At 41.0% G+C, this 12360-nt stretch carries 10 protein-coding genes; 6 read left to right on the plus strand and 4 right to left on the minus strand.

The genetic code is table 11. From position 1 onward, the window contains the following. The first annotated feature begins 164 nt into the window (after positions 1-164). Complete coding sequence (locus K0A89_12145) at positions 165-548, plus strand: hypothetical protein (protein MBW6519235.1); 384 nt, start codon at positions 165-167, stop codon at positions 546-548. Next, complete coding sequence (locus K0A89_12150) at positions 527-1225, plus strand: hypothetical protein (GenBank protein MBW6519236.1); 699 nt, start codon at positions 527-529, stop codon at positions 1223-1225. The genes K0A89_12145 and K0A89_12150 overlap by 22 nt, the downstream gene beginning before the upstream one ends. A gap of 180 nt (positions 1226-1405) precedes the next feature. Here the strand turns inward: K0A89_12150 and K0A89_12155 are convergent, their stop codons facing one another. Then, on the minus strand, positions 1406-1837 hold the full coding sequence (locus K0A89_12155) for a hypothetical protein (protein ID MBW6519237.1): 432 nt from the start codon (positions 1835-1837) through the stop codon (positions 1406-1408). 566 nt (positions 1838-2403) lie between these two features. On the opposite strand from K0A89_12155, the gene minD reads away from it, so the two are divergent. From minD to K0A89_12175, 4 genes are all read left to right on the plus strand, one after another. Continuing rightward, positions 2404-3198 (plus strand): cell division ATPase MinD, encoded by a 795-nt coding sequence (minD, locus tag K0A89_12160; protein ID MBW6519238.1) that lies wholly within the window; start codon positions 2404-2406, stop codon positions 3196-3198. A gap of 730 nt (positions 3199-3928) precedes the next feature. Further along, complete coding sequence (locus tag K0A89_12165) at positions 3929-5968, plus strand: type II/IV secretion system ATPase subunit (GenBank protein MBW6519239.1); 2040 nt, start codon at positions 3929-3931, stop codon at positions 5966-5968. Positions 5969-5993: 25 nt separating this feature from the next. Next, a complete protein-coding gene (locus K0A89_12170; GenBank protein ID MBW6519240.1) occupies positions 5994-8024 on the plus strand; it encodes a type II secretion system F family protein in 2031 nt (676 codons plus the stop codon). Positions 8025-8186: 162 nt separating this feature from the next. Beyond that, positions 8187-9089: a recombinase RecA gene (locus tag K0A89_12175; GenBank protein MBW6519241.1), complete on the plus strand. Its 903-nt coding sequence runs from the start codon at positions 8187-8189 to the stop codon at positions 9087-9089. Positions 9090-9196: 107 nt separating this feature from the next. On the opposite strand, the gene K0A89_12180 is transcribed toward K0A89_12175, so the two are convergent. The 3 genes from K0A89_12180 to K0A89_12190 all read right to left on the minus strand — a co-directional run. Then, positions 9197-10543, minus strand: coding sequence for a hypothetical protein (locus K0A89_12180; protein MBW6519242.1), 1347 nt, complete (start codon positions 10541-10543; stop codon positions 9197-9199). A 2-nt stretch (positions 10544-10545) separates the two neighbouring features. Continuing rightward, complete coding sequence (locus K0A89_12185; protein MBW6519243.1) at positions 10546-11286, minus strand: hypothetical protein; 741 nt, start codon at positions 11284-11286, stop codon at positions 10546-10548. Positions 11287-11296: 10 nt separating this feature from the next. Continuing rightward, the coding region (locus K0A89_12190; GenBank protein MBW6519244.1) for a hypothetical protein at positions 11297-12360 on the minus strand (1064 nt) is incomplete at its 5' end.

Consider the following 12360-nt stretch of genomic DNA (forward strand, 5'->3'; position numbering starts at 1 on the left):
GGGTCTCACCGATATTCTGCGTGATATAGCCAAAGAGAACAAAGACCTGCAGGGAATTATTGACCGTATTGACTTCAACGCCACCACACACGGGCAGCGTGATATTGACGATGACCGTTTAAGTAAAATATTACACCACAATCATTGAATGTCTATTTTTTCCTGTGGGCAGCTGTATTGATATTTTTATGGCAGCTGGTTTTATCCTGCTTGAAATTGTTCAGATTCGAAGCAAAAACGTGGGTGTACACATGACATTGAAGTTTCTGGACATGTCTGTTGTCCTGATCGTGTACTTGTTTTTGGGGTATGCGGTAAGTTATGGTATGCAATTCCTTGGCGGCGAGCTGACGCCCGGCGGAACTGATGTTGGAAGCTATGCCCATTATATGAAAATGATAATGTTTGCTGTTGCAACGGTAACTATTGTAACTGGTGCGGTGGCAGAAAGAATAAAGATCAGCGGGTATGTGGTCGTTGTCATAATTATAAGTGCTATCATATACCCGATTGGAGAAAATCTTGCATGGGTGCAAGTGGAGCATTAACTGCCATTGGTTTCCATGACTTTGCAGGAAGCGGTGTAGTACATCTTGTAAGTGGTGTGATGGGACGTACCGCAGCTATTGTTCTGGGTACCAGGAACGGACGGTTCAAAAATGGTAAACCATTGCCCATCCCCGGGCATGACATCACCTATATTGTTCTGGGTGCATTCATACTTGCATTCGGTTGGTACGGATTCAATATCGGGAGAGCAGCCTTCATATCAGAAAAAGGTGCCACGATAGCATCGGTGGCTGTTGCAACCACCATGGCAATAGCAGGCGGGACACTCGATGCCGCGGTAATGATAAAAGGTGATCCGATATGGTGTGCAAACGGCATGTGTGCAGGACTTGTGGCTGTGTGTGCAGGTGCAGACCTATTCACGCCGGTATCAGGTCTGATTGAAGGAGCTGTTGCCGGTGCCCAGACACCATTTATATTCCGGTTCATCGAAGAGCGTGGTATTGATGATGTATGTGGGGTAACGCAAGTTCATGCAGTCTCTGGTCCATGGGGCGTTATTGCTGCCGGTATCTTCATAGCAAAGGTTTCGCTCATTGCCCAGATAATCGGAGCTGTGGTACTCATAGCAGTGGTTTCGATATCTGCATTTGCAACATATAATACCCTGAATGTTATTGGATTGCTTCGGGTCAGTGAATATGCTGCACTGTAAGGCGCAGTATTTCCATAGTTTGGCTGTTTTTTTATTCAATATTCACATAGTAATTGGGTCAGAATTAGCATAGATGAATTTTTGATACCATCATAATTTGATCAACACTATTGTTCCGACAATTATATGTGTGCCCTTGAACCCGCAGTAATGTAGGCAAAATGATATATGATTCTCTTATTACTGCAATTCGAATCTGATCACACAATCACCCACAACACCGGGCTTATCTACTCCTTTCATGGTTACATTCTTTTTCAATCCCTTGACAACAGCATATTTAGAGGTCTGGACGATCGGACAGGCTGTAGCCATGCCCTCCTGCCTGAGTAATTCATTCCCATGGCAGATGACACAACCTTTTACTGTGATATCCATATCATTACCTTTTATCACAACATCTACATCCCGTGCAAATTCAAGTTCGTTCAACAGGTAATTCCTAAAATCTTCCCTGAAATTCTGGGGGTCATTCAGGTCAGCATGTTCCCTTGACAGCCATTCATCTGCCATTATGGAGCCAACTTTTGCATTTATCTTTTTAGCATCATCACCCAATGCTTTCACGATATTGCAATGATATTGTTTAAAGAAATTCAGACTAACGGTCATTCTTATTCACCCACTTATTGTTAGTATCGAGTTGTACTTATTGTCCAGTTAAGATCCTTATTTTGCCAGGCAAGATATGAATTGGATATGATTCACATGAACTGAACATTCAACACAATTATCCGCATACAATGTAATATGGACGGTTTTGTATTAACCGTGCATATAATTGAATATATAGTCATTCTATAAATAATTACTGCTCACATTTTCTATCCGGGGAAAATACTCAAGAATGGTGTGAATGAAGATGTGACTTGATTCCATAAAAAAAATCTAGTGCGATAAATTTATATGTCATCATAATAATAACAATGTGTATAGGATAATAGGTGGTCATGAAAAATATTTGGACATAAAAATAAAGCCAATATTGCCGGTTCAATTTTGAATGAAACCTTAAGATATACTGGAATTTATTTCCTTTTAAAAAACAGCACACCTACAAATCTTTGTAGTACACGGGCAATTTAAAAAAACGTGAACATGACATACAATGCGATTATCATTAAATAATATATGCATTAAAGAAATAGTAAAAAAGTTACATGATGTGAGGAATGAATATGGCTGCAAAAGTGTATACAATTGCATCTGGAAAGGGTGGTACCGGTAAAACAACTACCACCGTAAATCTGGGTACAGCACTCTCCCTTCTGGGGAAAAAAACCGTAATTATAGACGCCGATATCGGCATGGCCAACCTTGGCCTGTTGTTGGGTCTTGAAAGAAGTCCGATCACTTTGCACGAAGTGTTAAGCGGAAAAGCAGATATATCCGAGGCAGTTTATCAAGGGCCCGGTGGGGTAATGGTTGTCCCGTGTGGCATATCCCTCCAGGGATTCCAGAACTCTGACCCTGATAAACTGCAAGAGGTCATGGCAAGACTTATAGAAGGTGTTGATTACATGCTTATTGATGCACCGTCCGGGATAAGTAAAGATGGTGTGATTCCCCTTGCTATTGCAGATAAGGTGATCCTGGTCGTCAATCCTGAACTCTCATCAATGGCTGATGCCTTAAAAACAAAGGTATTAGCAGAGATGCTCGGAGGTGATATCGGAGGGGCCATATTAAATAGAGCTGGAATGGAAAGGACTGAGATAAATAACCAAAAAGTTGCAGACCTGCTTGGAGTAGATGTCATAGACATGGTACCTGAAGATGCAAATGTCAGGCGTTCTGCTGCTTTCAAGACACCTATTGTTATAAAAACACCAGATTCTCCTGCTGCAATCGCATTTAAACGAATCGCTGCTTATATATCCGGAACCGAGTTCATCGAACCCGTAGAAATGTCCGTAGGAGCTCATGAAGGATTTAGTGGACGATTAGCAAGGGTACTATTCGGAGGCAAGTAAAATGGATACAATTATAGTAACAATTATATTAGTAATAGTTCTGATCGTTGCATTTTTCTTATTATATTTGATGAACATCAGAATTAAGCAACTGGAAAAAGAACTTAAAGATGTCAGAAGTAGAATGGCATTGACAGATGATGAACTGACCCGTCTGGCACACGACATCGAAGATTTCAAGAGATTAAAGATTTAACTATCGAATAATTTATTTGAAACAATGGCGGCGTTGAATGGCTTGAGGTTGTAATACCTCAAGCTTTTTTATCCAATTATTACGAGCGATTAAATGGATGTAATTATGGAAACGAAAATACAAGAATTTCTTAAAAGTTTCATAAATCCAGACGATAACGATATTAAAGATTTTATAGATTCACTCCTTGAAGAAGTTCCCATATTGAATGGTGGGGAATTGACTGAAAAAGTGAAGACACTCTCAGAAAAACATAGTCAGCAGTCTTCCATTCTTTATAAATTAGAAGAAGAGTTTGCAGATTATTCTGAACTTGAAAAACCGCAGGTCGATGAGTTCAAACAATTACTTTACTGTGCATATGATAAAAATTCAGAACTTGAAGATGTTTCTGAAGATATTGATCGATTACGCAATATAATTGATGACCTTAAACGTGATACTGAAAAAACTGAAGAACGGGAAGATGAATCTGCGCCAGATGTGAGCAATCTTCTCGCACGGATCCAGCAATTGAAATTAGCTAATTCACAAATGCTTGATGAGGGGATACAAGTTGATGAAGAAGCTGAAATCGTTCCAGAGGAAAATACGATTGAAATTGCACCTGACAAAGAGATAATACCTGAAAAAACCGAAATGCCCTCTGAAGATGAATCTAACAATGGATCAGATGGTTTATTGAATGGAGGCATTGTTGTATCAGAATATGAAAAAGAAGGTGGGCAGGGAACTGAAACTCCTGATGTTGGTGAAGAAATTCTCCAAACCTCAGACCTTATGCAACGGTTAGGGGGGGGAAATAATAGGATTTCCGGAATCCTTGATGAAAAGATCGAGGAACGTGGCAGCACGCTAACCAGGGAAGCTGCAAAGGGGGAACCAACTGAAGGAAGAGAACTTGTCAAAGATATTGTTGAAGACCGGCTGGCCCGAGATGTTGAAGCGAGAATCAAGTCCATAAAGAAAAAACATGAATGGGCGATGGAAGAAAAGGAATCGGTCTCCATCATTGGACGGTTAAAGGAATATCTTTCCAAAGAGAATGATGAAATTGAGGATTATGACCCCGACCTTCACGGTCCTCTCGTGTCATTTGAAGGGCTTGAAGGGCATGAAGAGGTCGAACGGTACTGGGTGAACGAACCTTTTGCTTTTGTGGTAATACTGAACAACATTGATAAAAAAGAAAAAATCTACTATGTAATAGAGCCAAAACTATCCCGGTTTGAAGACCTTTTCTTAAAAGAGATCAAGGACCGGTTAAGGGATGTATTGCTGGTAGAAGATGTCATACCTGAAATGGATAAAAATTTAGTATTGACCCGGAAGGTCAGGGAATTAGTACGGGATTATAATATTGACCTGACGCCAATAATGATGGAAAAAATATTGTATTATGTGAAACGTGATTTTGTCGGATTCGGACTTATTGATGCCATACAGGAAGATGACAGAATAGAAGATGTTTCCTGTAATGGACATGATGTTCCAATATATCTGTACCATAAACAGTACACTAATATTGCAACCAATGTGGTGTACGACGAAGATGGACTTGACTCTTTCATAATTAGACTGGCACAACGTAGTGGAAAACACATATCTGTGGCTGAGCCCATGATCGATGCCACTATGCCGGACGGTTCCAGGATACAAATGACCCTGGGTAAACATGTTACGGCACATGGTGGTACGTTCACAATCAGGAAATTTGCGGACGTACCGCTCTCACCTATCGACCTTGTGAACTGGAAAACATTCAGTGCAGAAACGATGGCATACCTGTGGCTGTGTATAGAAAATAACAAGAGTTTAATTTTTGCAGGCGGCACGGCTTCAGGCAAGACTTCATCATTAAATGCTGTCGCTTTGTTTATTCCAAGACAGGCCAAGGTAATTTCTCTTGAGGATACCCGGGAATTGAAGCTACCTCATCCAAATTGGATCCCGGCTGTAACCAGGGATTCATTCACTGCAGATGAGCGCGGCGGTATTGATATGTATGAACTTTTACGGAGTGCCCTCAGGCAAAGACCTGAATACCTGCTTGTAGGCGAGGTCAGGGGTAAGGAAGCACTGACCCTCTTCCAGGCAATGAGTACCGGTCATACCACATTCTCTACAATGCATGCCGATTCTGTTGCATCAGCAATCCACAGGTTAGAGAACCCGCCCATCAGTGTACCAAGAAGCATGATACAGGCTCTCAATATAATCAGTATCCAGTCCCAGACATACCATAAAGGCAAAAGGGTCAGGAGAAATATGAAACTGGTTGAGATAACTGATATTGACCCGCAGACCAGGAATATACGTACCAATGAGATATTTACCTGGGATTCAATGACCGACGTATTCCAGCGGGTTGGTGAATCTAAAGCACTTAAGGAAATAATGACTACGCGGGCATGGACTGAGAAGGATATAAAAAGAGAACTTTCTTACCGGGAAAAGATCATAGATTTTCTTGTAAGGAATAATATTCTGGATTACAATACCGTTTCTACAATAATTTATGAATATTCGATCAATCCTGAAAAAGTTTTACAAAAACTTAAGATAATTCAATAATTTATTTTTTATCGTGGCGCAGGCAATGGACGACATGAAAAACGAGCTCCGGACCGAGGAAGAAGCCGAATCCAAAAAGGGATTCGATCTTGATGATTATTCCCGCAAAGTAAAGTTCTTTATACACAAGGTAATGATGATACCGTTCATCCTTCTTGGTGAAACCATGAAGGACCAGGGGGAAAAATATGCCGGGCTCGCAAAATCATTAAAGCAGGCCCGGATTGGCAAGTCGTACGAAATGTACCTGTCCAACACCATATTCTATTCCATAGTAGCCGGTATCGTGGGTGCACTGTTCGGTTTGTTCATTGCATTTATCCTTATAAGTGTCATAGGTCTTCCTGACAAGATCACGAAACTCACTTTTGACCCGAGTATAGCCTGGATACTTGATTTCAAGGAATTGATTGTGGGGGGACTAATATTTGTCTTCCTGTCCCTTGCATTCGCAGGGGCTGTATATGTCCTGTTCCTATTATATCCTGCGATTATTGTTGGTGAGCGCAAAGGTGCCATTGACCGAAATCTTCCTCCTGCGGTTTCTTTCATGTATGCGATGAGCAGAAGTGGTATGAATGTCATTGAGATTTTACGATCTGTCAGTCAATCAAGGTTTACGTATGGTGAGGTCTCAAAAGAAGTAGATGTCATATTACGGGATATGGAATTCTTCGGTAATGATCTCCGTATGGCATTGCACAACAGCAGTGAACTTACCCCATCAAAAAATTTCCAGGACCTGATGTATAACCTGCTTACGGTTATTGACAGCGGCGGAGATATACCCTTTTATTTCAGGGATAAGGCAGAAGTATATGCACAGAGGGCAAAATTTGAACAAAAGGGTTTCCTGGAAACTCTTGCACTTATTGCGGAATCATATGTTACGGCATTTGTTGCCGGTCCCCTGTTTATTATTATTATGGGTGTCATGATGAGTGTTATGGGTTCTGACACCATGATAATGCTCCAGGCTATCGTATATATGATGCTCCCTGTGGGTTCATTCATGTTTATTTTCCTGATCGGTATCATGACACCGGGGGCCACCGGTGAACCGCCCGTTCTTCCCGTGCCGAAATTATTTCCTGTAAAGGTTGACCTTCCACCTGAAGATGACCCGGATTACGAAAGGATAAAAGCATTACTTAAATCGAAAAGTACCCTGGCATTCAGGCAGGTATTGAGGGACCCCCTTAAAAACATGAAGGAAAAACCAGTCAATATTCTGATGATAACGGGTCCGATAGCATTTATTTATTTTATCCTTTCCCTGTTCAAAGCCCTGCAAGCACCTGATTTCATAGATTTTATCGATGACCGTATAGTATATGCCATTTATATATTGATAGTACCACTCGCGATTTTCCATGAGTCAAAACGATTCAAGGAAAAAAAGATCCAGGGTGCAATCCCGGATTTTCTTAAGAAACTTGCCAGTACCAACCAGACGGGTATGTCGCTGAGAGATTCGATAGGGTTAATGGCAAGATCTAAAATAGGATATTTGAGCAACCATATCAGGACGGTCTGGAAGGATATGGACTGGGGTCTTGATGTCAACTCATCCCTGTACCGGTTCTCAAACAGGGTTCGGACCCATACTGTTGTCAGGGCTATAACCCTCATATCCAAGGCTAATTCATCAAGTGGTGAAGTTGGTGAAGTACTGATGATTGCAGCAAACGATGCTTTGTTCGAGCAGGATATGAACAAAGAACGAAGTGTCAATATGTTGATATATATCGTTATTATCTACATTTCATTTGCGGTGTTCATCGGAGTGGTATATGTGATTTCGACTACTTTTCTTACTGAGATGTCAAATGCTGCAGAGCAGATGGAGGCATCAGGTATGCAGGGAGGTGGGTTTATGCAGGCGTTCGACCTGAATGTATTCAACAGGCTGTTCTTCCATGCAGCAGTGGTTCAGGGTGTATGTTCCGGGCTCATTGCAGGGGTCATGGGTGAGGGTAGCCTGTTATCGGGAATGAAACATGCCACGATCATGTTAACACTGGGTTATTTGTTGTTTACATTGACAGTACTTTGAGCCCACACGATATGTTCACATAATCCCAATTCTATTCGGGATTCAACTTTCGTAAAAAATATCCTGATTTAAACATACATGATAATGATGAGTATCATAACATAACAAGCTTTATCTGTTTACAGGTCAATTATAACGTAGCAAAGTAAAGGGAAATCTCCTATGGCTGGTTTGGATGATATACTCGGTAGTAATGAAGATTTAGTTTATGAAACAGACAGAGCTGACGTTATCGACGAAAGCACTGATTCATCAGATGGAGACCTGTTGGCGTATGAACCTGAACCTGAAGCTGTTTTAGAACCGGGGCCAAAAGCAGAAACATTTATTGAACCGGGAACTTCAGAACCGTTACTTGCCCCGGATATATTATCCTGTGGTATCTATGTGCTGGACCGGAGTATCGGTGGCGGCATTCCGGCCGGTTCCATGGTCTATATTTCAGCTGCCACAAAGTCAATGGCTGAAGTGTTTCTCTACCAGTTTACTCAGGCACGAAAAACATTCTATTTCTGTACTGAAAGAAGACCTTCTTTTATAAAGCAGGACATCGTGAACATGAAATTTGATGTTTCAGAAGTTGAGTTTGTTGATGTATACGGTTCATACTTCCTGTCACCACAGGGTGAAATGGTTGACAATGTAGGCAATGAATTTGTTGATGCGAAGATCGTGGAGTACATGGAGTATAATCTTGAAAGCATACTTTCCGACGATTCACGAGGTCCTGTCACTATTGTAGTAGATACATTTTCCTTTTTCCTCAATCTTAATGTGAACCACGGGATGATCAGAAGATTGTTAAATGTTATTTATGAGACTACAAAAAAGACCGGCGGACTTACCTTCCTGTACGGGCTGAAAGAATCAATTGATAAACGCCTGGAAAATGAGATATTCAATACCAGTGATGCCATCTTTGATATCGAAATGGAAAACAGCGCAGATAAGATCGTAAATAAACTTTCCATACCTAAGTTACGAGGTATGACTCCTACCGCTGAGATCATCAAGTTCAAGATCGGTGAGGGTATCCAGATAGATACTTCACGAGATATCGCGTAAAAAAAAAGAGCAAAGGGAAAAACGGGTTTGCCGTGAAGAACCGCGAATAATCCCAATTTTTTATATTGTTCAGTTGAATCTGGTCTGGCAGGTTATTTGTCCTTATGTCATCCTACCTTAACTTCCAACTTATGTTCAACAACATGCATGAACGTGATGCGCGGCGGCATGACATCGTAATACAGGACAAATGTTGAATTATCAGGATTAAATCCGGCAGTAGTCACCGGGGTGAATGAAAATGTGGGTCCTACAAGTGCCATGTAATGCTGCAATACTTTTAGCCCGCCGCAAGAAGAATTCAAATATTGAGTATTGCTATAAACTCCACTGCAATTCGTTTCATTAACCCACGTCCATGATTGTGTTGGTGATTTGTATTGTAAGGATACATTGTTGTTGAGAAAATCAACATCAAAATTACTACCTACCAACAGTGGCTGTGTACTCCATTCCCATGTTTCCCATTTGCCATTATCATGGAATTCCAATGTAATGGTAACACCTGATGTATTAGAACCACCCTTTTTTTCAGTATCAAATCTGAAATATGGTTCTGTTGAGCTAGCGGAAGTTGTCCAATAAGACTTGAAACTACTTTCACCATTAGCAAATACCATGGAGAAATTTTTCAGGGCGTTTTCATTATCTGTATTGAATCCGAAGACATCAATAGGCGGTTCATATTCCTGGTCATACTCATTAGGTTTTGCATTCAATCGTACTTTTACTTCTTTCGTTGCACTATTTGTGGTTACATCAGCATCTGTCCTTTCCTCGATATACTTAGCCCATGCCATGTAATAATCAGATTTGATGACCACACTTATTGTATTGCCTACCGTTAATGGATTCGTATAGTTGGAATTGAAGTCCGGATTTGGATATAATACATTTGGCGTATTGTTCGATACCAGGTACAGGTTAATTACACCACTGCTCCCTATTGACTGGTTACCATCTACCTTGATAATGGGCAGAGTAAGGGTTTCCCCATTATAATGGAACTCAGGGGGTGTAATGGTCACAGGGTCACCCTCTCCAGGATATTTTCTGAAAACCCCGCCACCTTCATAGGCTATCTTGTTCTCCCCTAATTGATACTGGATAGTGCCCAGTGACTGGTTATAGATCTCATAGGAATTGTTTAATTTGTTAAAGCTCACCGTTATATGACTGGTGTTCTGGTCATACACGCTAATATCACCTTTCGTAGAATACATCTGGATAAGCTGGGCTGGAGATTTTCCCAATGCGACAAGACTCACCTTGGAATCCATTACCGTAAATCCCTGTTCCATATTCTTCAGGTAAGCATCTTCCTTTGCATCTTCTATTATGGGAAAAGCCAGCACAGATATCAATCCCACTGCTGAAACTATAACTCCCAGTAACATTATATACCCGACTACCTCAGATACCGCTTCCCTGGAATCTATCAAACGATTGACCATTATCAGTATATCTCCATATTCAGTCTATTAAAGTCTATGTAAATGTAATCTGTAGTTATGTTCCCACTCACTGTCCGGTTCGTATTATCCACAACAATATCATCGGCGCCGAGATTATCTTCAAAGTATCTCTCCCATCCCCGGTAAAATGTACTTTGTACGGTTATCGTAGTATTTTGCCCTGTAGCATTAATGAAATATATTGTTGAAGAATCGCTGCGTTGTGCACGTATCCTTGCACTTCCTTCCCCGGCTTTAGTATGAGTTCCCAATAATTCAATCACAGGTATGGTCGTCACATTTGCATAATTAATGTGGGGTTTGACTACAATGACGGTATCATTGTTCCGGTATTTAGTCCATACTGCACCGTTCTCGTACGCAGTGATCTGGTGGTTCACGAAATATTCTACTGAACCCAATTCAAAAGTATTTATTGAGCCATTGACATTAATTTGCATTAAACTATCGTGTCGAATGCTCATGGCACCCCCTATTATCTTTAATTCAGTATTCCTGACCGGAGCACGTTCATATGCGACCTCATTGATATTTTGTCCTAAAAGACTAAAACTCTCCTGCATTTCCATGAAATGTGAGGTATCCATCGATTGCTGCAGGATAGGAAGCCCGTTTGCATAAACCAGTCCTGAAGCCAGAATTACAACACCTAATGTAAGTATGAATCCAATGGCTTCTGATACTGCTGTTTGGGAATTGAGAAAGTTATTCAGTTTTTTCACAACCATTTCATCATTTTGCGGTGACAATAATATCTGTTGAAGTACCATCAGTAAAGTAGAAATTAACCAGGATTGACTCATCAGCAGGCCATTTTGTAGCAGGAGGGGGAGTTTTTAATTCAAAAGTTACCATACGGTCTGCGGTTGTAACGGGCTGGGTAGGAGCAAACGCTGCTGAAATAATTGGCACGGTTCCACTGCTCGACCACTTAGTGACGCCATCAAAATTTATATTTTTTAACTTTTCACCTGATGGATAATCAATATCCATACCACTGATAACAATATTCGGACCTTTGCTGCGGATTATGAAATCTACTCTACTACCAAGAAGATTCGTATCAATATAATCCCCTTCAAGTTCAGCTGCCATTCCGGATGGTACCGTAAAGGGTCTCGCTTCCGCAATTGCGCTATGGCCAGCCCTGTCATATACCGTCACATTGTATGTGTATATCCCATACTCCACATATGTCTGGGTAAACGTCTTGGCACTTGTAACAGTTTTTATCACATTCGGGTATGATGATATGTTCACTCTTTTTGTATATACAAATGAACTGTTGAGAGTAACATTGATAACCAGATAATCTATCCCTGAATCATCACCAGCGGTGTTATCTGTTGCTGTGTATTCTACCCTGATAGGATCACCGCTAACAAGGTCGGCAGAACTGACCGGACTATTGATGGTTATCGTAGGATTCATGGTATCAGTAATAGGAACTATAGTGAAATTCCACCACAGGCTCACGTTCTTATTCTCAGGATCTCCTGATCCGTAGAACAGTTCAGAAGCATTCACATAAACCTCATATGTTTTGGAATATAAAGGAGTTGGTGGGAGATATTGAATCGTATATTCAGTAAGTGTCGAATTCGTAATAGTGGCAAAAGGAGTGATATTTGTCCAGGTACCATTCCCAGTTTCAAAAAGCCTAATCTCTATGCTGCTAAAATCAATGGCTATGTTATCCCTGACAATAGCCTTAATGAGCAGCGGATTATAATCGGTAACGGTACCATTCAGAGGTGACACAATCTCACCGGTCGGTGGCATAGAATCCACACCGT

The organism is ANME-2 cluster archaeon (assembly GCA_019429385.1).
Classification (GTDB): Archaea; Halobacteriota; Methanosarcinia; order Methanosarcinales; family Methanocomedenaceae; genus Methanocomedens_B.

What these genes read in the sequence shown, in the direction of transcription:
- K0A89_12150 (MBW6519236.1), top strand. Translation starts at nt 527, where the DNA reads ATGGGTGCAAGTGGAGCATTAACTGCCATTGGTTTCCATGACTTTGCA.
- K0A89_12155 (MBW6519237.1), bottom strand. Translation starts at nt 1,837, where the DNA reads ATGACCGTTAGTCTGAATTTCTTTAAACAATATCATTGCAATATCGTG.
- minD (MBW6519238.1), top strand. Translation starts at nt 2,404, where the DNA reads ATGGCTGCAAAAGTGTATACAATTGCATCTGGAAAGGGTGGTACCGGT.
- K0A89_12165 (MBW6519239.1), top strand. Translation starts at nt 3,929, where the DNA reads ATGCTTGATGAGGGGATACAAGTTGATGAAGAAGCTGAAATCGTTCCA.
- K0A89_12170 (MBW6519240.1), top strand. Translation starts at nt 5,994, where the DNA reads ATGGACGACATGAAAAACGAGCTCCGGACCGAGGAAGAAGCCGAATCC.
- K0A89_12175 (MBW6519241.1), top strand. Translation starts at nt 8,187, where the DNA reads ATGGCTGGTTTGGATGATATACTCGGTAGTAATGAAGATTTAGTTTAT.
- K0A89_12180 (MBW6519242.1), bottom strand. Translation starts at nt 10,543, where the DNA reads ATGGTCAATCGTTTGATAGATTCCAGGGAAGCGGTATCTGAGGTAGTC.